Origin of the sequence: Pseudogracilibacillus sp. SO30301A (assembly GCF_037072025.1) — a bacterium.
Taxonomy (GTDB): domain Bacteria; phylum Bacillota; class Bacilli; order Bacillales; family Amphibacillaceae; genus Pseudogracilibacillus.
The window spans coordinates 62820-83829 of record NZ_JAXHDD010000007.1; the positions used below are offsets into that span (position 1 = coordinate 62820).

The 21010-nt window shown below is 34.7% G+C and carries 20 protein-coding genes and 5 pseudogenes; 22 read left to right on the forward strand and 3 right to left on the reverse strand.

Translation table 11 applies throughout. The annotated features are described in order from the left end of the window. Positions 1-78: 78 nt before the first annotated feature. The 12 genes and pseudogenes from SPD89_RS05735 (at position 79) to SPD89_RS05780 (ending at position 9521) form a co-directional block, all read left to right on the forward strand. Positions 79-1917 (forward strand): MotA/TolQ/ExbB proton channel family protein, encoded by a 1839-nt coding sequence (locus tag SPD89_RS05735; RefSeq protein ID WP_336261005.1) that lies wholly within the window; start codon positions 79-81, stop codon positions 1915-1917. Further along, positions 1907-2599: an OmpA family protein gene (locus SPD89_RS05740; RefSeq protein WP_336261006.1), complete on the forward strand. Its 693-nt coding sequence runs from the start codon at positions 1907-1909 to the stop codon at positions 2597-2599. The genes SPD89_RS05735 and SPD89_RS05740 overlap by 11 nt, the downstream gene beginning before the upstream one ends. A gap of 125 nt (positions 2600-2724) precedes the next feature. Next, positions 2725-2968: pseudogene (locus SPD89_RS05745) on the forward strand (hypothetical protein). A gap of 448 nt (positions 2969-3416) precedes the next feature. Continuing rightward, a complete protein-coding gene (locus SPD89_RS05750) occupies positions 3417-4151 on the forward strand; it encodes a SurA N-terminal domain-containing protein (RefSeq protein WP_336261007.1) in 735 nt (244 codons plus the stop codon). A gap of 304 nt (positions 4152-4455) precedes the next feature. Continuing rightward, positions 4456-4635, forward strand: a complete 180-nt coding sequence (locus SPD89_RS05755; protein WP_336261008.1) for a hypothetical protein — start codon at positions 4456-4458, stop codon at positions 4633-4635. Positions 4636-5301: 666 nt separating this feature from the next. Continuing rightward, on the forward strand, positions 5302-5514 hold the full coding sequence (locus SPD89_RS05760) for a DUF6366 family protein (RefSeq protein WP_336261009.1): 213 nt from the start codon (positions 5302-5304) through the stop codon (positions 5512-5514). Positions 5515-5922: 408 nt separating this feature from the next. Next, positions 5923-6126 (forward strand): annotated as a pseudogene (locus tag SPD89_RS22905) (aminoglycoside 6-adenylyltransferase); the annotation flags it as partial. Positions 6127-6372: 246 nt separating this feature from the next. Continuing rightward, complete coding sequence (locus SPD89_RS05765; RefSeq protein WP_336261010.1) at positions 6373-7188, forward strand: lipid II flippase Amj family protein; 816 nt, start codon at positions 6373-6375, stop codon at positions 7186-7188. Positions 7189-7436: 248 nt separating this feature from the next. Beyond that, positions 7437-7739: pseudogene (locus tag SPD89_RS05770) on the forward strand (transposase); the annotation flags it as partial. Beyond that, positions 7735-7988: pseudogene (locus SPD89_RS22910) on the forward strand (transposase); the annotation flags it as partial. The pseudogenes SPD89_RS05770 and SPD89_RS22910, both read left to right, overlap by 5 nt. 675 nt (positions 7989-8663) lie before the next feature. Continuing rightward, positions 8664-8816 carry a hypothetical protein gene (locus SPD89_RS05775; RefSeq protein ID WP_336261011.1) on the forward strand — a complete coding sequence of 51 codons (153 nt, stop codon included), beginning with the start codon at positions 8664-8666 and terminating at the stop codon, positions 8814-8816. 327 nt (positions 8817-9143) lie between these two features. Continuing rightward, on the forward strand, positions 9144-9521 hold the full coding sequence (locus SPD89_RS05780) for a hypothetical protein (RefSeq protein WP_336261012.1): 378 nt from the start codon (positions 9144-9146) through the stop codon (positions 9519-9521). A gap of 203 nt (positions 9522-9724) precedes the next feature. Here SPD89_RS05780 and SPD89_RS05785 read toward each other — a convergent pair whose 3' ends face one another. The 3 genes from SPD89_RS05785 to SPD89_RS05795 form a co-directional block, all read right to left on the reverse strand. Further along, positions 9725-9946: a hypothetical protein gene (locus SPD89_RS05785; RefSeq protein ID WP_336261013.1), complete on the reverse strand. Its 222-nt coding sequence runs from the start codon at positions 9944-9946 to the stop codon at positions 9725-9727. 131 nt (positions 9947-10077) lie between these two features. After that, the gene (locus tag SPD89_RS05790; protein WP_336261014.1) at positions 10078-11025 is read right to left on the reverse strand and encodes a cation diffusion facilitator family transporter; all 948 of its coding nucleotides are present in this window, start codon (positions 11023-11025) and stop codon (positions 10078-10080) included. Between the two features lie 18 nt (positions 11026-11043). Beyond that, entirely contained in the window at positions 11044-11379 is a 336-nt protein-coding gene (locus SPD89_RS05795; RefSeq protein WP_336261015.1) for an ArsR/SmtB family transcription factor, read from the reverse strand. Between the two features lie 461 nt (positions 11380-11840). Between SPD89_RS05795 and SPD89_RS05800 the strand changes: the two genes are divergently transcribed. The 10 genes and pseudogenes from SPD89_RS05800 to SPD89_RS05845 all read left to right on the forward strand — a co-directional run bounded on the left by SPD89_RS05800 (position 11841) and on the right by SPD89_RS05845 (position 20965). Beyond that, entirely contained in the window at positions 11841-14111 is a 2271-nt protein-coding gene (locus tag SPD89_RS05800) for an ATP-binding cassette domain-containing protein (protein ID WP_336261016.1), read from the forward strand. 23 nt (positions 14112-14134) lie between these two features. Then, positions 14135-14752 carry an NUDIX hydrolase gene (locus SPD89_RS05805; protein WP_336261017.1) on the forward strand — a complete coding sequence of 206 codons (618 nt, stop codon included), beginning with the start codon at positions 14135-14137 and terminating at the stop codon, positions 14750-14752. A gap of 193 nt (positions 14753-14945) precedes the next feature. Continuing rightward, on the forward strand, positions 14946-15461 hold the full coding sequence (locus SPD89_RS05810) for an HXXEE domain-containing protein (protein ID WP_336261018.1): 516 nt from the start codon (positions 14946-14948) through the stop codon (positions 15459-15461). Positions 15462-15534: 73 nt separating this feature from the next. Beyond that, positions 15535-15773: pseudogene (locus SPD89_RS05815) on the forward strand (DUF3923 family protein). A 145-nt stretch (positions 15774-15918) separates the two neighbouring features. Beyond that, entirely contained in the window at positions 15919-16380 is a 462-nt protein-coding gene (locus SPD89_RS05820; protein WP_336261019.1) for a GNAT family N-acetyltransferase, read from the forward strand. A gap of 274 nt (positions 16381-16654) precedes the next feature. Further along, positions 16655-17416: a class I SAM-dependent methyltransferase gene (locus tag SPD89_RS05825; protein WP_336261020.1), complete on the forward strand. Its 762-nt coding sequence runs from the start codon at positions 16655-16657 to the stop codon at positions 17414-17416. A gap of 140 nt (positions 17417-17556) precedes the next feature. Further along, on the forward strand, positions 17557-17895 hold the full coding sequence (locus tag SPD89_RS05830; RefSeq protein ID WP_336261021.1) for a hypothetical protein: 339 nt from the start codon (positions 17557-17559) through the stop codon (positions 17893-17895). A 343-nt stretch (positions 17896-18238) separates the two neighbouring features. Further along, on the forward strand, positions 18239-18475 hold the full coding sequence (locus tag SPD89_RS05835; protein ID WP_336261022.1) for a hypothetical protein: 237 nt from the start codon (positions 18239-18241) through the stop codon (positions 18473-18475). An 837-nt stretch (positions 18476-19312) separates the two neighbouring features. Beyond that, positions 19313-20146 carry a DUF4352 domain-containing protein gene (locus SPD89_RS05840; RefSeq protein ID WP_336261023.1) on the forward strand — a complete coding sequence of 278 codons (834 nt, stop codon included), beginning with the start codon at positions 19313-19315 and terminating at the stop codon, positions 20144-20146. 153 nt (positions 20147-20299) lie between these two features. Continuing rightward, positions 20300-20965, forward strand: coding sequence for a hypothetical protein (locus SPD89_RS05845; protein ID WP_336261024.1), 666 nt, complete (start codon positions 20300-20302; stop codon positions 20963-20965). Positions 20966-21010: the final 45 nt, after the last annotated feature.

Consider the following 21010-nt stretch of genomic DNA (forward strand, 5'->3'; position numbering starts at 1 on the left):
TCGTCTTTAAACATGATTTGTCCACTTTTCGAATAGGTATTAAGAAAGGATCGTTTCGAAAAGTAGGAGGCGGAAATCATGCTACAGGCGATGCTGGAATTATTTACAACAAGTGAAAAAGCAGAAGCAATGCTAGAAAGTCCAATTATCGAACTTATTTTCATGGCGCTCTTTGGCCTTTTTATACTGACGCTAATCCTTCATTTGGCATTATTTTTTAAAATCCGTCACATTCGTAATTATGTAAAGCAAACGAATCGAATGGATATTGAACCACTTCATGCGATTCAACGAGAGTTTGATACTAGGCAAACGAAAGAGTCAATCAAACTTGAAACATTTATCCAAGAGAAGTTTTCGAGCTGGCGCATGTTCCAAATTCCAGTCATCAGTCTCATTAAATTGGTGCAGATGACGATTTCTGTGTTCATTTTACTTGGTGTACTTGGAACGTTTATTGGCTTGACGATTTCACTTGGTAGCATAAGTGCAAGCAGTGATCAACTGATTGAAAATGTTGCTGGGGTGCTATCAGGAATTGATGTTGCGTTTTATACGAGTATTGTCGGAATGGGTTTTTCCCTGATCATGACGGTTCTTGTTCGCGTGCTTAACACTGAATATCTCCTCACCGACCTTATGCTCATCGTCGAATCGCAGCTTGAAAGTCATGAACAGCACGGGATGAATCGGATGATCGAGGTGTCGGAGGACATTCATATAGCGATTCAAAGTCTTGAAAAAAATAATCAGCAGTCATTAGATAGTCTTGTCGAAGCATTCGCAGGGTTTGCAAACTATACAGAAGATCTCCAAAAATCAGCGGAAGACTTAGGGAAATTTAATGATGGCCTCTCCGATAATTTGAGAGACTTTCACGATCTTTTTGAGCAAATGCAGGTTGTCACAGATGGTTTTTCTGAAGGCACTGCACAGCTTAATCACAATTTTTCCTCTTTATTTTCCTATTTTCAAAAAGTGGACAGACAAAATGAACGAATGGCCGAAAGTTTTGAATATACGTATGAAAAAATTCAAGCTGTTTCTGAATCTCAGATTAATAGCTTACAAGAATTTGATGAATCTGTTGTGGAGTTAAAAAAATTTACGACATCAATCTTGGATGCTCAGGCAGATGTTCGCAAATCGTTCGAAAATATTACGGATAGAACGAAAGCGTTGGTAGAAACGTTAGGTGCGCACAATAAAACATTGAAAGAGATATTTGGAGCGAATTTAACCGAAAGATTAAGCGATATCTCGTCGTATATAGCAGATCTTAAATATGGTTTTGACCGGGTGGGAGATGCGATTGGCACGCTTCCTGAGGCGCTTCGAGTGATTAACGAGACGCAGAAAGAGCATCAGTATTTGCTTGGGGATCGGTTTCGTGAGTTAAAAGAGTTTAATCAGACGTTCAATCAACATTTGAAAAATCATGAATTAGAAGGGGTGAAACTGGAAAAACAGATGCGTGATGCTGCGGCGACGTTTGAACTTCTAGGGACAAAGAACAGTGGATTGCTGAATGAAATGAACCGGATGATAACGGAGGCAAATCAGACGTTTTCCAAGCGTGACCAGCAGCTCGCAACTAACGTTGGAGGGCTTCAAGATACGTTTACGAATCATGCTGCAAATATAGAGAATACACTCACACAAAAATTGGATACGATGATCCGCAACATCGATAATTCACTTTATTCGCTCAGTGATGGGATGAACAGGGAGTTGGTGGAAATGCGGCGTGTCTCAGAGGAAATTAGTCAAAATCATGCTCGGCTTATACAGCAGCTTTTACAAGAGTTAGGTCGGGAAATCCAAACGCTTAATCGGCAAATCTCAAGTTTCGGCCCGCGACCAAGTGCTCCAACTTCACCGACCCGTACAATAGGAATGAACCGCGATGAATTATAAATATCAAAAACTGTTCAAACAGGAGGAAGAAGAGGGGCGTTTTTGGCCGTCATTTACCGATTTACTGACAACGATATTACTTTGTTTCATGCTCATTTTTATCATTATGATGGTGATCAAATCGCTCCAAATCGAAGAAATGAAAAAGACACTTGATCAAATTATGGGTGTGCGTGCCGAACTAGTTGAACAACTTAGTGACGAATTCAGTGACTCTGCTTACGGTATTAAGGTGGATGAAAAAACGGGTGCGATCATTTTTAATACAGAAATATTATTTGCGTATGATGATGCTGAATTAAAGACGGAATCGTTCGCCTTTTTGGATGAATTTGTACCAAGGTATTTGGATGTTTTACTTGAAAGTGGGTATGAAGATTATGTCGCTGAAATTATTATTGAAGGGCATACCGATCGTGATGGGGATTATTTGTACAATCTCGACCTCGCACAAAATCGGGCATACAGTGTTGCTTCATACGTAATGAGTGACGATTTTCCGTATAAACATATTCAGGAGGAACTAGAGGCGAAGCTAACGGTAAATAGTAAATCTTACAGTGATTTCAGAACAGATGAAGCGGGAAATTACAGCGCGAAAGAATCACGTCGAGTGGAATTTAAATTTCGGTTAAAAGATGAGGAGATTTTGAATAAGACACGGGAGTTGTTGGGAGAGTGAAAACGAATATTCAAAATTTTGGTTGAATATGGTATATTAAGGTGAGTATTTAAGAGGGCTGTCTAACAGTCCTTTTTGTAGTTAAAATAAAAGATAAACTATTATTAGAATAACTTGCTTTTTTAATCGTCTTTGTAACTCCAACAAGAATAGGCAATACGGGTAGTTTAGTTGGGGATTATATTACATTTTTTCTAACGGGAGCAGGTATCATTCTGTCTATTATTGGGATCTTGAAGAAAACAGAAAAAATGTCATCCCGATTATTTCATTAATTCTTGTTCATTAATTCTTTCCTCATCTTTCTTTCTGTTTTGGATTATTGTGATGGTCTTATTGTTTTCCGGACAAATGAAATTTGCGCCGTGAAAAAATAGCTTCTTTCATATTACGTTTTATAATACGGATCTTTAAATGATTATAAAGGGGATGGTTTTTACTGTTCAAAGATGCAAAAATTCCACGACACAATTCCGTTGAAAAAAATCTATAAATCATTGTGGTGAAAATATAAACCGATTCATTGTGATAATTGCGATGAGACACATAAAATAACAGTTACTGGTTGGATCATATTTACACTTTTAACAATTGTACCTATGTTGTTATTTGAAAATTTCTTCTCTCCTTTTGATTAGCTTTTACAAACCCTTATTTTCAGTTTAATTATCTTGTTTACTGGTTCTTTTTTCGTTCCTTTTTGGTAACGTATAAATAATCATAATTATTAAATTTTATTTAAAAATCGTTGTTTTCCTTTACATTGAAAATGACTATGTTAAAATTGCACCTATCAGAAATAAGAGGAGGAAGAATTTTGAGAAAAACATGGATGATTATGTTAACTTTTACATTTACTATCCTCGTACTTGCTGCGTGTGGTAACGGGGATAAATCAGATAAAGGTTCTGAAGGTGAGAAAGAAGCTAGTTTAGAACTCCCTGAACCAGATTTAGAAGGAATTCCGGATATTGTTGCTGAAATAAATGGGGATGAAATTACGAAAGAAGAGTTTGAATCAATGTATCAACAACAATTTCAGCAAGCTGCATTGCAATCACAACTTTCCGGACAAGAAGTCGATCAAGATCAATTAAAAGAACAGACAGCAGAAGGTATGGTTAATCAGCGAATACTGACGCAAGAGGCAAACAACCGTATTTCTGAAGTTTTAGAAGAAGATGTAAACAATACAATGGATGAGGTTGTTAAACAAAACGGTATGGAAACGAAAGAGGAGCTTCTCGCTGCGCTTAAAGATCAAGGAATGGAAGAAAAAGAAGTGATGGAATTGATTGAAACACAAGTAAAAATAGAGCAGCTCATTGCGGAAGAATCAGGAGATATAGAGCCAACGGATGAAGAAGTGAAAAAAGCTTATGAAAACATGAAAGCCCAACAAGAGGAGATGGGCAGTGAAGAGGAATTTCCTGCTTTTGATGAAATTGAATCGGACTTAAAACAACAAGTAAAGCAGCAAAAAGAAATGGAAGTAACCGAAACACTTGTTGAAAAACTTAAAAAAGATGCAGATGTAACCATTTATTTATAATAGAAAAACTGCCCCCAGGAAGTTAGAGTGAAAAATCTAACTTTCGGGGTGTTTTTTTATTCAGTCCCTGTTCCTTGATTAGATAGCAGAGTTTTATTTAATTTTATGAATCTCGTAAGGAAGAGGATTGATTAAGTTTTAGGTAAGGTTGTGAAACACTTTATTTCTCATCTTTATATAGAAGCTAAGGTCTGTTATAATTGAACATTAAAGGAATAATTTTCTGTCAAGAGGGTTGGTTAGTATGAAGTATGTAGTTAAGATGACTGGTGCAACTGATTCTAACACATGAGGGGTGATGAAAATGTCGAATATGAAATATTCACTAATTATCGGGTTGTTGGCGTTTGCTGTAACATTTATAGTGACCTTACTTCTTCAATCACCACAGCCGTTTTGGGCAAGTTTTGTAATCGCTTTTTTACTATTTGAAATTAGTTATTTCTTTTTCTTTCAGAAAGAAAAACGGAAGTATAAACTTTGAATGAGAAAAATGGTAAGAAAGGGGATCACAGTGAAGATTTTATATCTTTTCTGTTAGTTTCATAGCCTTATTTTTCCTATTGCAAGTTTTATACGGAATTGTACTTACTGTTACCTACACTCCAACTATCGTAGAAGCATGGAAGATAGGAGGAAGTTCATCTAGTCAAGTGATTATCAAAAATAATTCCTAAAGTACAAATGTACTTAATGTACTTCTTGCATTACTATCTGGAATAATTGCTTTCTTGATTGCCGAGAAGTTGAAAGTACCGGAACAATGAAACATAAGATATGGATATCATTATGTTTTGCACTATTATTTTAAGCGCACCAGATAACGTTTCATTTCCACGGGGAAAGCGAAAATCGGTATGTTGAATTTGTTGTTGATGTGTTTGGAGATGATTCCAAGTCTAATGATCTTGCAATACGTTAGGTGGGGGAAGAGGCGCCACCTGGTGAAATTCATTATAATATAAAAAGCAGATCAAGTAAGTTCTATGGAAAAGTTTCTCTAGACGAGGGAGTTCTGAGAACATCAGGCAGTAGTTGTTCGGGATGTACGGTTAATAAAAAAGAGGAAGAAATCAATGTGATAATTGAATGGAATGATAAGATGGAAACCCTGATATTGAAGAATAAATAATAGAAAAGAGGACATTTGATGAACAACAATGAAACTCCAGAGAGCCGAAGAGAAAGATTAAGGCAAGAGGAATTAAAGAATAATCCAACGGCAAATGTAGGCGATGCTTTTAACAGAGCAAATAGTGGCGGACTAGTCGATTTAGTCGGAAGTTTGGGGTGGCGAGGTACTGGAGTACTCATTCTTGTTCTAATTGTTGGATTCATCATTTTTAGTGTCTTCTATCGGTGACAAAAGAGGGAATGCATCAAGATTATGAGATTGTTTATGTTGTGACAGAAGCAACCTTTTTTATAAAAGACAAAACATGATTAATACATTTGGAGACTTGTTCATGATGCAAGAACCTAAAAAACGACGACCTTAGTCTGCAAATGGATGATTTCGAGATGTCATTTGGTTTTCTCATGATCTTTATGGATGGAAATCGTATCGATCATCTTCTTGTAAAAAAAGGAGTATCGCTTAAAGAAAATGAGATACACTTGCCACTTTACTTGATAATGATGCTGTTTTCCCGTAACTCTAACTCTCCCTTCGACTTGAATGAACTGCCTGAAAACCAGATATAATAGTTATACAAATGGATTTTGGTGGTGTTTACAAAACGTTGCTAAGTGAATGTAGCGAGATGAAGTTCTATATACAAAACATGTATGCGAATTTACAGCTAGAAAACTATTTGATAAAATGGTGCCCTGGCGGATTGACATAAAGTATAATTTTCACGTTTCTAAAAGGAAGTTTGGGAAATACTTAAGCGGATACCTTCCACAATTTTATTCGGAAATGCTTGAAAAATCTTATTCCGAAGCTGACTATAAAAATATTCCCTTCTTGTGAATTGTTTCGGAATCTTGCTTAAGATGTAGCGGAGCATTTTACCTTCAATTATCCTCTTCAAAATGATCAAAATATGACAATGTACTCGAAGCGGATAAGAGAGTTGCCGCTTGATACAAAAGAAATAACTAGAAATGAATAATGTAATAACACTGAATCCAAATAACAATCAAGGATATATTGAATACAATTATAAAGTTTAAAAAAGTTATAAATAGTAAAGTAGTTAGCAGAAAGGGAGTTTTTATGGAACTCATTACTGGTAAAATCATGATCATTGCTTCTTTTTTATTACTGATCACAATGATTGAAACATTGGCTTATTCAACAAGGATTTCAGGGGTTCGAGTACGACTAATTGCCACAGCTATTTCGTTGTTTAGTACGTTAGTGGTTGTTGCAAGATTATCGACAACCATTCAGCAGCCGTTAACAGCAAAACTTATTGCAGAAGCACCGGCGATAAACAAGTTATCCTTTATTGAAGAACAATATCGAGTTTTAATTGGGGTAACTTCCATTGGTGTATTAGTTGGAATTATCCTTTTTCCAACGTTTATTCAAATTTTTTCTAAAGCAATCATTCAACTGTCACATGAACGAGGTTCCGTAGTTAGTTTATTCCTGAAGTTCTTCAATCTAGATGGCATTAAAAAAATTGTTTCATGTTTCAGAATTCCAACTTTTGCCTATTTAAAAGGAATAACGTATCGAACAATCCCAAAACGACTTTTTGTCATGAACGTCATTGTTTCGGCTATCTTTACAACAGGTGTCCTTTCTTCAATTTATGCCTCTATGTTAGTCCCTAAAGATTACGCACAAGCAGCTTTAATGTCATCCGGGATTATTAATGGAATCGCAACTATTTTATTAACATTATTTATTGATCCTAAAGCCTCTGTGCTAGCGGATCGAGTTATGAAAAAGCAAGTTGATTATATTTATTTAAAAAGTTACTCTCTGACAATGGTAAGCTCAAAATTTTTCGGTACGATTGTAGCGCAATTTTTATTTTTACCCGCCGCTTATTATGTAGCTTGGTTTGCGAATTGGATATAGAGGGGAATGACTCTTTATTGTGAATATATAAGAAAACCCAATGGGCACACTTGTTCTAGTTATTTGAATATAATATACTTAGACACTCATCATGATGCTCATCCACTATAAAAAAGGGTGTGTAAAAATGAGTTTAATTAATAAATGTGGCTTCCGGTGAAGCAAGAAGTTTTTTGGTAATGGGTAATGGAACAGAATCACATTGATCATGATGAACTATTTAAACGACTTATTAAAGCATTTTTAATGTGTATAAAATGACTGAAAATCAATTAGTTTTACCAGATGACTTCTTTTTACCTTTTGGTGGAAAATTAAACAAAAACAATCGTTGGGTAACCTTGGCTAACCTCATTCCATGGTGGAAAGTAAAAGAAACGTACTCCAAAACCATGAATGGCTCCAGCCGTGGCCAAAAGGCATTTAGTGTACGCATTGTACTTGGTGCTTTGTATATCCAACAATACAAGAAACTTAGCGACCGTCAAATTGTTGAAGAAATCACAGAAAATCCGTATCTTCAATATTTCTTGTGTCTGCCAGATAAACAACATTACTGGAAGCACGAGTCGTAAAGGAAACTGTTATGACAACGCCTGTATTGAATCATTTCACAGCGTGATAAAATAGGAACTCATCTTCCATGAAAATATGAAACACGTAAAGAAGCCAAAATGAGTATATTTGATTAAATCGAGACATTTTACAATTACAAGAGGGTGCACTCCACTATTGGATACCTATCACCAATAGCCTTTGAAAAGCAATACAAACAGGCTCAAAGTGCCTCTCTTAAGTAAAGAGTGAGTATTTAATGTTTACAATCTTTGGCTCTCTTGACCCTACCTCATTTTTTTAAGTTTGAGTTGTCGTGCTTTAACCACAGCACGGATTTTGGAAGTGTCAAGGGCGACGATAGGAGGGGCAAAGCCTTTATCCTTGATAGTTCCCAAAGGAGTGCTATCCTAACAAAACGACAAAACAAAGCAAGAAAGGAATTTAATCAAAATCCATATTCTTTGTGTCTAATTTCTTGACATAGGTCACCTTTAGTTTTAAGATCATTGTGAACAATGTGACTTTTATGAGGGGGTGTTTGTTATTTTAACACAAATAGGTTTGGTAGGTACTTTGATTTCTTTAATAATGATTGTTATTATAATTCTTCTCTTAAGGAAAATAGCGGGTTTTTTAATTAAAAAAAACTAACCATTTTTAATCGAAAAGTGGAAGAATTTAAAAATTTCATGAAAAATAGACCATCTTTCCGATGTTAACTAAATTTGAACATTCGTGGTAATTGACATTCCACTACGCTACAAATCACAATGAAAAAGCTCTTCCGAGGGGTAAAAGCATTATTTGCTATTGCAAATTGTGCGATTAAATATAAAAGATATAGAAGTTTGATTCAATGAAAAAGATAAAGATATATTAATTTTTAATAAAATGGATTTATAAAGGGAGGGAGTAAAATGGTTAGTATTAATCCAATTGGTGTTATTATTTTTATTGTAGCAATTGCTTTGATTTTTTATATTATTAGGGAATTAATTGCTCCAAAAAAAGAGATAATTCAGGAAAATATTCGGTTAAAAAAAGAAATTAATGATTTAAAAGGTAAATAGTGGTTTTGGGGCGGAATTTTATTCTATTAAATGCTATTATTTTAGTTATTAAAATATTTTAGAAGTTATGGTGATTATTCGAGAAAATTATTTATCTTTTTAGGTGTTTTAATTGCAGTCGGTGTTTTAGGTCTTGGTATAGGTAATACGGGCGTTGCTCATGCATCAGAAAATGAAAGTATATCAAACAAAGATTTAACAGAAGAAGAAATTTTTTATGAATTTGAAAGGATCTCTAATGAATATGAGGTTGGAGAGGAATTTTCAGAGGAAGACCAAGAATTTGTAAAAAAATATGCAAATAAGGAAATATCAGACCCTGGAATTATGCTATTAGGGACAAAATCTTATTCAAAAACTAAGACAAGTAATGGTATAACAGTGAAAATTAGTGGCTCAGTAAGTGTTACTCATGGGATTAATAATAATACTTTTGGTGGCACTGTTAATCTTACTACTACAAAAGGTTCAACACCTAAGAAGATAAATACATATATTTCTCACGAAGCTTTTGGAATAGTTGGTAGTGGTGGAATTGGAAAAGTATATTCGGGTAAGGTATCATACTCTTGCAGTAATAAGAAAACTTGTAAAAGTGGTAAAATGACTAGAAAATACACTGCTTCTACAGCTTATTCAATGACGAGAGCGTATGCCGATGTTACAACAAAATCCGGAAAGAAATTAATTATTTATGGAAATTAATAATTTAAAAGTAATTTAGGTATAGGGGATACGAGGAACCTTCGTATCCCCTCTTAGTTTGTTTCCAAAGAGTAGAGAGTATTTATAGAAAAATAGGGTTATTAAACGGGCACGAGAGTAAAACCTTCCTTTTGCTGAGAGATTCCATAAGTAGTTCATACTCTTTTGGAAAATGTTCCGATACATAATGTTCAATATCTTCTTCAATCTGGTGTTAATCTTGATTGAATAGAATGATATTCCCCCAGTGAATCTTCTAATAACCGGCGGTTGTAAGGGCTTAACGTTCCATTCATAGTTGTCAATAAATCTTGTGCAGAAACTTTGACACGTCCATGCCTACACGCCTCAATTCGATTGATACTCAATACCTCCTCGTCGATAAATAATTGTGTTGTAATATCATGATTAACAGAGTAGCTCAAAATTAAACCCATGCCCCCATATGACAAATGTTGTCCAGTAAACGTCTGGCGACACGTTTAGCGCGGATAAAACAGAATCATTGAGAGGTTTTAATCAGTAAATATTTTTGCTAGTTCAATGACAATTGCTATCAGTGATGATGGTGATGTCCAGAGGATTCAGGTTTCACTTTGCACAATATCGAATTGTCATGCAAATGAGCAGATGTTTCAAATTGAATTGTCATGTGATGGATGTTATGGTGTTCAAGGTCATGTTCGATTTGACGGAGCAATTGATCACTTTCGGCAACGGTCATTTGATCATCTACAATTGCATGGCAGGAAAGCGCATTTAATCCGCTCGTAATTGACCAAACATGTAAATCGTGAACATCGTGTATGCCTTTTATACTTAGGATTGTTTGAATCACATCGTCCATATCCACATTTTTGGGTGTCCCTTCCATTAAGACATGAAGTCCGGATTTTGTAACATTGTAGCCACTGCGTAATACGAGTGCAGCAACAATGACACTCGCAAGTAGATCTGCCCACCCCCAGCCGAAAAAGATGATCAGCAATGCAGCGATAATGGCACCAATGGAACCAAGCATATCGCTAATTACATGCAAGTATGCTCCACGCATATTTAAGTTTTCTTCTACATCCGCACTACGCATCATAATCCATGCAACCAAAATATTGACTAGTAAGCCAATGCATGCAATGATTAACATTCCAGTTGAAGCAACTTCAGGTGGGTTTTGAAAACGGCCGATTGCTTCATAAAAAATATAAATCGCAATAACTAAGAGTGTTACCCCGTTCAGAACAGCTGCTAATATTTCAAATCGTTTATATCCATATGTTTTACTGTAGTTAGCGGCTTTTTCTCCAAGTGTAAAGGCGAGTAGTGCAATTCCAAGTGATATAGCATCACTTAACATATGACCTGCATCTGCTAGTAATGCAAGACTATTTGTCAGAAATCCACCTATGGCCTCTACAATCATATATAACGTAATAATAATGAAACTTATTAATAATACCTTTTTATTGGCACCATGTGTGTGGTCATGTCCATGATCCTGTCCCATGTTAAGCTCCTCCTATAATTAATGGTGTGAAGCATGCTCAATTGCCTGCTTTAGTAAATTCATGACGTGATCATCATCTTCTGAATAATACAAAGTTGTCCCTGCTCTTCTAAATTTAACCAATCTTAAATTTTTCAAAAAACGCAATTGATGGGACACACTCGATTGGCTTAAAGTCAACGTCTCTGCAATATCATTGACAGAATGTTCTCCTGTACATAATAAATTCAAAATGCGAATCCTAGTTGGATCAGAGAGCGCTTTGAACGTTTGCGAAACGACAAACAACGTCTCTTCATCTAAATGCTGCACTTCTTCATTAAAAGCTTCTTCATGTTTCTGCTCTTCACTCATCGTTTTTACCCCTTTAAAATATATCCTTAACCTTAAATACATGAACATATGCTCATATATAGATTAAGGCAATCTTTAAATAATGTCAACCGGATAAGTTACATTAATTTCATTCTTTCCATTTCTTACGTAAAAGATAAATACATGACTAAGTCTACGTAAGAGATATGTCTGTTAATTTTGAAGTATTAACGTTAGTATTTGAACTCCTTTATGATGTGATCTTAAAAATAAAGCTTTTTTTTAAAAAAATAAGACATCATTATTGGAATAATATGTTAGTATTGACATATCAAACTGTAATTTTAACAGATAATTTATTAAATAAGATGACTTATTAAAAAAACGAGACATAATATGTTAGGTTATAATAAAAAAATTTGAAAGAATTTACTATGAAAAATGGGCTAACAGCGAACGGATAGATAATTAAAACGGTTAAAATCAGAAAGGATGGTAAAGTGTCAGAAACAAAAGATGAAATCATTTTACGAGGAATGAAAGAAAATAATTTAAAAAATATCGATTTAAATATACAGAAAGAAAAAATCACCGTATTTACCGGTATATCGGGTTCAGGAAAGAGTTCCGTTGTTTTTGATACTTTAGCAACAGAAAGTAGAAGGCAAATGACGTTGAATTATCCGCTCTTTGTCAGAAATCAAATGCCAAGATATGAAAGACCTCATGCCGACTTAATGCAAAATTTAAGCCCAGTTGTTGTCGTGGAGCAAAGACCGTTTGGAGGAAATTCCCGTTCAACCGTAGGGACTTATATGGATATTAATCCCTTGATTAGACTTCTATTTTCACGAATAGGTAGTCCGCCAATCGGTTCTGCCACCGATTTTTCGAGTCAAAGTTCCTTTGGCAGATGCCCGAAATGTAGTGGATATGGAGAGGTGGTCGCACCAGATCTAAATAAAATAATCGATTTCGATAAGTCGCTTCGGGATTATGCTGTGAAATTTAAGCCATTATCGCCTTCAGGTTGGCAAGGAAGATGGATGATAACCGGCGGATTATTTGATCCGGATTTGCCGATTAAGGACTATCCTGAAGAAGACCTTGAATTATTGATTTACGGACCACCGGAAGGAGAAAAAGTCTTTGCCCCGTTTCACACAAAGAACGGGCCTCAACCTCATGAGTGGGATGGACTATTACCGAGGTTTACACGTCTTTACATCAATCGAGATGTTTCCAAGTTAAAACAAGTTTCCCTAGATGATGTCTTAGCAGTATCCACACGTGCTTTTTGTCCGACGTGCCAAGGTTCTGGATTAAACCCAAAAGTATTGGAATGTAGAATAAACGGCTTAAACATTGCCGAATACGATCAATTAGAACTTACAGAATTACTAGCAGAATTAACGAAAATGATAGATCCTCTGGGAAAATCGATCGCACAACAAGCAATCCCACTTGTTAACCAGCTAGTTGAAATGGGATTAGGATATTTGAGCCTTTCAAGAAAAATGGGCACCCTTTCCGGTGGCGAAGCGCAAAGGGTAAAAATCGCTCGGCACTTAGGGAGTAGTTTAAATAATATTACATATATTTTCGATGAACCAAGTGCAGGACTTCATCCAAAAGAAGTGGATATGTTAATTCAGATGCTAGAACGTATAAAGGCTCAGCATAATACGGTGATCGTTATTGAACATGATCTATCCGTAATAAAAGTAGCAGATGAAATAATCGAGATGGGCCCAGGAGCAAGTGTACATGGGGGTGAAGTTGTTTATCAAGGAAAATTAGTAGGGCTGATAAACTCTAAAGCCGTAACGACGCTAATGCCCAAACTAAAAATAAACAAACATCCTAGGGAGATTAAAAGTTATTTTACCGTAAAAGGAGCTAAAAACAATAACTTGAAAAATATAAGCGTAACTATTCCTAAGAATGTCTTCGTTTCTATCTGTGGAGTTTCCGGTTCAGGTAAAAGTTCTCTCATGTTGGAAGCATTCCCGAGAAGGTATCCAGAAACGATTCAAGTAGGGCAAGGCAGTATCGGAATCTCTAATCGCTCGACATTAGCTACATATATGGGAATCATGGATGATATCCGCGCGATATTTGCGAGGAAAACAGGTCAACCGGCAGGCTTATTTAGCTTTAACTCTTTAGGAGCATGTCCTATCTGCAAAGGAAAAGGAGTGACAACACCTGACGTAGCATTTGCAGATCCAGTGACAATTTCTTGTGAAGCCTGTGACGGAACGAGATATTCAGACGAAGCACTTACGTTTACATATCAAGATAAAAGTATAGTAGAGATGTTAAATTTAACAATTGACGAGGCAATGAACTATTTTGAAAAAGGTAAGATCATAAAAAGGGTAAGTACGCTAAAAGAAGTAGGATTAGGATATCTAACCTTAGGGCAGACGACAAGTTCTCTAAGCGGAGGAGAAGTACAACGGCTAAAACTTGCAAGCCACTTACAAAAAGAAGGACAAATCTACCTGTTGGACGAGCCATCCTTAGGACTGCACACAGAAGATAACGTAAAACTGCTGGATGTTTTTCAAACACTTGTCAATAAAGGAAATTCAGTTATTATTATCGAGCATAATCTGGATTTTATTACGGAAAGCGACTGGGTAATCGAATTAGGCCCGGGAGGAGGAAAAGAAGGTGGACATATTATATTTGAAGGTACACCAGAAGAGATGTTACATGCAGAAACAGTGACAGCGAAATGGTTAAAAGATGGAATTACAAGTTAATAATCTATTGGTGGTGATTTAAAATGGAACCAAAATGGCTTGAATGGGCGAAACAACTTCAATCGATTGCACAGGCAGGATTAACTTATTCGAAAGATGTATACGACTTGGAAAGGTTTGAATTGATTAGAAATATTAGCGTTGAAATGTTATCACTACATACAGATGTTAGTAAGACGGTAATAAGAGATTTGTTTGCCAATGAAACTGGTTATGCAACGCCCAAAGTCGATATTAGGTCTGTTGTCTTTAAGGATAATAAAATTTTAATGGTTAGAGAAAATACAGATGGAAAATGGGCGTTACCAGGCGGTTGGGGCGATATTGGATTAACTCCAAGCGAGGTTGCCATCAAAGAAGTAAAAGAAGAATCAGGTTTTGATGTCAAATCAATCAAATTGATAGGTGTACTTGATAAGAAATGCCATCCTCATCCACCTTCTCCTTATCACGTTTATAAAATGTTTATCCAATGTGAAATAATAGGCGGGGAACCAAAAGAAGGAATTGAAACGAGTGCAGTTGAATTTTTTTCTGAAAATGAACTACCAACATTGTCGATAGCTAGAAATACAGAATCACAAATTAAACTGGCTTTTAAACATTTATATAATCCACAAGAATTTACATGTTTCGACTGATCTTTGAAGTAGAAAATATCAGCAAATTGTTGCGCTAACAATTTGCAGCACAACAAGGCGTTCTCAAAAAGATCACCTTTTCTTTTTTGTTGAAAATTCGATTTTATTTTGGAAAGATTATGTTAGAATTGAAACGAGCTATGAAGTTAACGGGTAATTTAGCGAATAATTAATTGATGGATAGGGGAAAAGAATGGATATTTATGTATGGGTTGTCGTTTTTTTAATCATCTTTATGCTTCATAATTTAGAGGAGATTATAATGATTGAAAGATGGTTTAAAAAGATATATCCTCGAGTTCGTAAAAGGATTCCTTCATTTGCACAAGCGGAAATCAAGAAATTTGAAAAAATTTCAGCTACACAGTTTTCTTTCGTAGTATTTGTGTTTTCAGTTGGTGCTTCTGGTTTGATTTTGGTAACCATAATAACAGAGTATTATTTTTTATTTATCGGTTTAAACCTTTTGTTTGCGATAAATATTTTTACACATCCATTACAGGCTTTGTATTTAAAATGCTACACCCCAGGGGTCTGGACGACAATATTACTGATTATCCCTTATTATATTTTATTCTTCTATAACTTCCATAAAGCCGGTATTTTTACCTTGAATACGATTGTAGCGTCCTTCGTTGTTTTGCTCTTTCTTATACCAGTATTCCTGCTCAGTCATAAATTAGGAGAAAAGTGGTCGTCACAATCTTAACGTTTTTTCAGGTGATAGAATAGTAGATTTTGATAATCTGTTTATTGTTAGCGAAAAAGAAAGGAGTTTTCATATAAAAAATTCATGGATTTCATGGTGGGTTGTTAACTTTTTTGGATAGTACTTTTTGTAATTGGATCTGTATTTATTTGGATAAGGGAAGTTGACGGGGCTGGTGTTTACCAAACATCTGAAGCAAAGTTAATTGCATTCATTGTGTTACTAATTGCGTTTATTTTCCCCTTAATCATTCAAATTATATGGTTAATTGTTAATTTAGTTGTTTCACGAAAAAAGCAAGCGGAAATTTAAATTATAATGGCGCAAGCTGTCTCTACATAGAACTAAGGTTATTTTGAGAAAACATTTACACTAGCTAAAGAAATCGTATAATGTTCTTATTGGAATATTATGCTAGTATGAAAGTGATAAAATTTACGAAAGTGGTGGATTTTAATTGGAGAAAGAAATAACGTTTAGAAAAGCCACTAAAAAAGATTTAGATTGTATTGTTGCAATGCTGGCTGATGATATGTTAGGAAGTAAGCGTGAACGATATGAGCATCCTCTACCAAATAGTTATATAAAAGCATTTGAAGATATTACATCTGATCCTAATAACGAGTTAATCGTGGCTTGTGACGATAATGAAGTGGTAGGCGTGCAACAAATTACTTTTACTCCATATATTACACATCAAGGTGGATGGAGAGCAACTATTGAGGGAGTAAGAACATCATCTTCTGTACGTGGTAAAGGTGTAGGTACTAAGTTAATTAAATGGGCAATACAACGTGCAAAAGAACGTGGGTGCCATTTAGTACAATTGACAACGGATAAAGAAAGGTCGGATGCGTTAAGATTTTATGAACGTTTAGGTTTTAAGGCGACACATGAAGGGTTAAAGATGAAACTTTAATACTAACTTGTATAAACTGTCATATTTTACCCTTTATCTGTCCAATTGGCGGATTACTGCAATAAGAAGTTAGTTTGTTCAAATTAGTTCGTTAAAAAATCTTATTAAATGCTTGATGAATAGGTGGTGAGGTGTATTAGTATAAAAAGGCAATCTCAAAGATATCGCTTCTTCCTTTTTTAAGAATCTAACGTTATTATTGACATATCAAACTATTATAGATTTGTTTATTGGAGAAGTATTTAATAATAAATTAGAAAAACGAGGGAATAGTATGTTAGGTTTTTACAATAAACTTTCTTCAGAGGTATATGATATGGACAAATATATCGGTCTTTCATATGGAGATGTGGAATTTTATTATAATCGATTAGAATCTTGTACGGGAGCCATCCTTGAGCCGGGAGTTGGAACTGGTCGAATACTCATTCCGCTTTTAGAAAAAGGTTTGCAAGTGGATGGCTTTGATGTTTCAACAGAAATGTTGGAAATATGCCGTAAGAATAGCGAAAATAGAGGACTCAATCCAATATTATTTGAAGAACGGATGGAATCATTTTCATTCGATGAAAAATATGAAGCTATTATCGTGCCAACTGGAACATTCTTACTGCTTCATAAGCGAGAAGATTCTATTAACGCTTTAATAAACTTTTATAATCACCTCAATAATGGCGGTAAGCTAATCATAGATATTTTTCTACAAACCGATTTGTCGATTGACAATGTATCTACTAGAACTTGGGAAGCTAACAATAGTGAAATTATTACATTGGAATCTAAAATAGTTGAAGTAGACTATATTAATCAGTACACAATATCTCATCATCGTTATGAAAAATGGAATCGAGGTGAACTGATACAAACAGAATTAGAACGATTTCCACTACGATGGTATGGAATTGAAGAGTTTAAAATGGTCCTTGAAAAGAACGGGTTTAAAGATATCATAATTTCAACAGATTACAAGTACGGACAATATCCAACAGACGGAAATCAAATAATAACATTTGAAGCTACTGTGAATAAGGAGTAAGATTTTTCTCATGTAACAATACGTTGCCTTATTACAGTTCGCAGGAAAATAGAATAGTGAGAGAAAGATTTTACATAGAAGATTTTACATAGAATGATATAAATAATAATAACCGATAAAATACTGGGGGATTAGTTTAGATGGATAGTAGCCGAATGGTTCCTTTTATACTGATGTGGGGAATACCTATTTTTATTGTAATGAGAGCTTATTTAAAACTGGATACAAAAGATAGAAACTCAGCGAAAAAAGATTTTAAGACACCAAATTTTATTTTCACAATTGGATTTCTTATTATAGGTTTATTTCTGGCACAAATAGGGAGCATTTTCTCTATAACAATTGTAAATTTGATCGGAATTATCTTACTTGCAGTGGGTGGAATTGTAGCGGGAATCGATATGTGGAAAACAAGTAAAGGTAAAAGCATATGGGTACTTTTGTTTACGATCATTATGATTTATGTCTCATATGGATAATCAAAGGATAACGCGAACTTTATTAACAGGTCAACGCAATCCAGATTAGAATTTGGGTGAATGAATGAATGAACGAAGATCTTGTTACAGCAAAAAATTAAAGTAAATAAACAAAAACAAATGAGAAAAGAACTTATTAATTTACTGCAGAGCTCCTTAGCTGACGTGATAGAAAATGCCGATTTTGTTATCACTCCCAAATTGGAAAAAATCATAGAAAATGTTCATAAGAAATGGCATAAAGAATTACATTCACATAATGTTATTATGAAATATGGAAGTTTCAGAAAGGAATTTAGTTGGGGAAAGAGAAGTAATACAATATGTACAAGGAATAAACATTGTGGAGAAGCCAGTTTATTTATTTCTAGGAAATGATGACGGCCCAATATATATTGTAGATGGGATTTGGGTATTAAAGCATTTTAAAGTTCTTTGGGAAAGTATAAACTATGAAGATGTATGGATCATCAGGCGGAAATACGATTATGGTCTACTTGTTTCTCGTTATGGTGGATATTTAGAACATGATCCTAATCCTAAAGAAGTTTTTTATGCAATGACTAAAAAGGATAAATAAGTAGCAAAAATGATTTTTTAAGTTGGAGAGTAAAAGACCTTTTTAAATATCTAGCACTCACATAAATGAGTGCTAACATTCAAGCTGTTCAATTACCTCGGAAGGGAAATATTCGCCAAATTCATTTTTTCCTTTTTGCTGCGCTCCATCGAAACAGTTCCAATATCAATAAATTCTATCGTTAAAACGTTCCGACCTTAAAAAGGAAGCAATTCTTCACCAGCACTACTATAAACTGTCTCAGCAAGCATACTTGGATCATCAATTATCATTTTCACCTATTTCAATAACTGCTTTAATCACTTCATCTTCTATCACGACATCTCTTAGTTCATCTGTTTCACCAATAATTCTCTCACTTCGTCTAAGTCAATGGCTTCTGTTTCTGCATCTGAAAGATAGTCCTCTCCGGTAACAGATTCTTCATCGGAAAAATCCTCCTCATCGCTTACAACCTTTCCTTATTCAGCATTTAATTCTGCCAGTTCTTCATTCGCTGCAATTTCTTCTTGTAGTTCATTTGACCCGCATGCAGATAGAAGTAGTCCAACAGATAATAGTAGAAAAAAGAACTTTTCATGTTGTCATACCCCATAAATTATTGATTTATCTTATTTTCTTCAATATTTTTAACAAAAAAGATCGAGGGCAAAATAAATGTTTACGATAAGGACTTACATATAGCTTAAAACCATTATTAGATTAGTAGGTATACGAATAAATGTCTATCAAACATTTGTCCTCTATTAATTAAAAAGTATTTTGATATATTATAATTACTCATGAGTAAAAAGAACGATTCCGGAATCGCATTAAATTATAGAAAAGGTGATTTATATGCGAAGAATATGGTTTGTGATGGGTTTTTTATTGGTACTCGTATTGTCTGCTTGTGGATCAGATGATTCGACATCCAGTAGCAGTGCGGAAAAAAATGAAGAAGAAAAATCGGTAAAAGGTGTTATCGAACCTGAGCAATTTGACACGATGTATAGTGATCCGAAAGCTTATAAGGGATATGAAGTGGAATTTACTGGCCAAGTATTTACCGAACCAGAGCGTGATGAAGATGCTGTTTATTTACAAGTATTCGCAAAACCTGAAAACTCAGAGCATAATGTTATTGTTTATTTTGATTATGAAGACGTTGAAGTTCATACAGATGATTACGTACAGGTTAAAGGTATTGTAACTGACGAGTTTGAAGGGGAGAATTTGATGGGTGGAACAGTTATTGCTCCCGTAGTTGAAGCAAGTTCCATAGAAGTTATTGATTATATTACTGCTGTTTCTCCAACTTTGAAGGAAATAGAAGTTAATGAAACAATCAAACAACACGGGGTAGAAGTGGAATTGCAAAAAATTGATATTGCAGAAAACGAAACTAGAGTGTATGTGAAACTTTCTAATAACACAGCTGATACCGTTTTCTTTGATGCGTACGGTGCAAAATTAGTTACCGGAAATAATCAATTTGAAGTAGTGGATAATTATGAATCGGGACTACCGGAAATACCGTTTGACATCCTATCGGGTATTGAATCTGAAGGAGTCTTAACATTCCCTGCAATCGATGAAAACACAGATTCCATAACATTCCATTCAGAAGCTCATTCGGATGATTATGAGCTAGATTTTAAGCCGTTTGTATTCGAAATTGAGGTTGAATAGAACGTTAGGAAGCTAGTGCAATGGAAAATAGGGGAATTACGCAGCTAGTCAATAAATTGCTAGCTTAAAGATTGCTTTCTCACGATTGATTGTTAAAGTAATAATGGAAAAGCAATTTTCTTATATATCATACCGAAAAAGGAGACGATAAGTTTGGAAAAAGAAATACTCCAGTCAGTCGAAGAGTTTAAAAAGGAATTTGGTAAGTATTATAGCGTGTTGTTAGAGTATATAAATTCCTTTTTGATGAAGGATGGTAAATATCAAATAACTCATCCTGAACTCAACTATTTTACTAATCGTCTACAAGTTTCCTTTATTAAATTACCTGATATTATTCAAAAAAGGTTATTAGACATGGAATTTGAAGTGTTTTTACATTGTCAAAATGTTGTAGACTTTTATTCATTTAGAGATTTTTTGCTCCATAATAATCGATTCCAATATCTCGCCACTATCGTAGAACGAGTGGATTCTGAACTGGATTTAATTATGATGATTATCAAAGATGATGCATGGAGGGATTATTCAAAATTACCAAAAAGAAACTTTGATTTCTATCGATCAGGAAAAAAAGAAATTGGAATTATGGAAGAATTAAAATATGAATATGAACAGGAAAAACAAAAAGAAGAAATGACAAATGAGCAAACAGAAGTGAATATAGAGGAAAAATTCGTTAACACAAATGAAGATGAAAAAAAGTTTTTTGAAAAAGTAGCGGAAGGTTTAGAAAAAGCTGATCATCAAGCTAACCAGGTGAATAAATGGTTAAGAACCGCTGCGGAAATGAAGAAGTATATTTCAATGTTGTTTTGATGTCTGTTGATTATGGGTATATTTTGAACAGTTATACCCACGCTA

Excerpts from the sequence above, each read along its gene's own strand:
- SPD89_RS05735 (WP_336261005.1), top strand. The coding sequence starts at position 79 with ATGCTACAGGCGATGCTGGAATTATTTACAACAAGTGAAAAAGCAGAA.
- SPD89_RS05740 (WP_336261006.1), top strand. The coding sequence starts at position 1,907 with ATGAATTATAAATATCAAAAACTGTTCAAACAGGAGGAAGAAGAGGGG.
- SPD89_RS05755 (WP_336261008.1), top strand. The coding sequence starts at position 4,456 with ATGTCGAATATGAAATATTCACTAATTATCGGGTTGTTGGCGTTTGCT.
- SPD89_RS05760 (WP_336261009.1), top strand. The coding sequence starts at position 5,302 with ATGAACAACAATGAAACTCCAGAGAGCCGAAGAGAAAGATTAAGGCAA.
- SPD89_RS05765 (WP_336261010.1), top strand. The coding sequence starts at position 6,373 with ATGGAACTCATTACTGGTAAAATCATGATCATTGCTTCTTTTTTATTA.
- SPD89_RS05775 (WP_336261011.1), top strand. The coding sequence starts at position 8,664 with ATGGTTAGTATTAATCCAATTGGTGTTATTATTTTTATTGTAGCAATT.
- SPD89_RS05780 (WP_336261012.1), top strand. The coding sequence starts at position 9,144 with ATGCTATTAGGGACAAAATCTTATTCAAAAACTAAGACAAGTAATGGT.
- SPD89_RS05790 (WP_336261014.1), bottom strand. The coding sequence starts at position 11,025 with ATGGGACAGGATCATGGACATGACCACACACATGGTGCCAATAAAAAG.
- SPD89_RS05795 (WP_336261015.1), bottom strand. The coding sequence starts at position 11,379 with ATGAGTGAAGAGCAGAAACATGAAGAAGCTTTTAATGAAGAAGTGCAG.
- SPD89_RS05805 (WP_336261017.1), top strand. The coding sequence starts at position 14,135 with ATGGAACCAAAATGGCTTGAATGGGCGAAACAACTTCAATCGATTGCA.
- SPD89_RS05810 (WP_336261018.1), top strand. The coding sequence starts at position 14,946 with ATGGATATTTATGTATGGGTTGTCGTTTTTTTAATCATCTTTATGCTT.
- SPD89_RS05825 (WP_336261020.1), top strand. The coding sequence starts at position 16,655 with ATGTTAGGTTTTTACAATAAACTTTCTTCAGAGGTATATGATATGGAC.
- SPD89_RS05830 (WP_336261021.1), top strand. The coding sequence starts at position 17,557 with ATGGATAGTAGCCGAATGGTTCCTTTTATACTGATGTGGGGAATACCT.
- SPD89_RS05840 (WP_336261023.1), top strand. The coding sequence starts at position 19,313 with ATGCGAAGAATATGGTTTGTGATGGGTTTTTTATTGGTACTCGTATTG.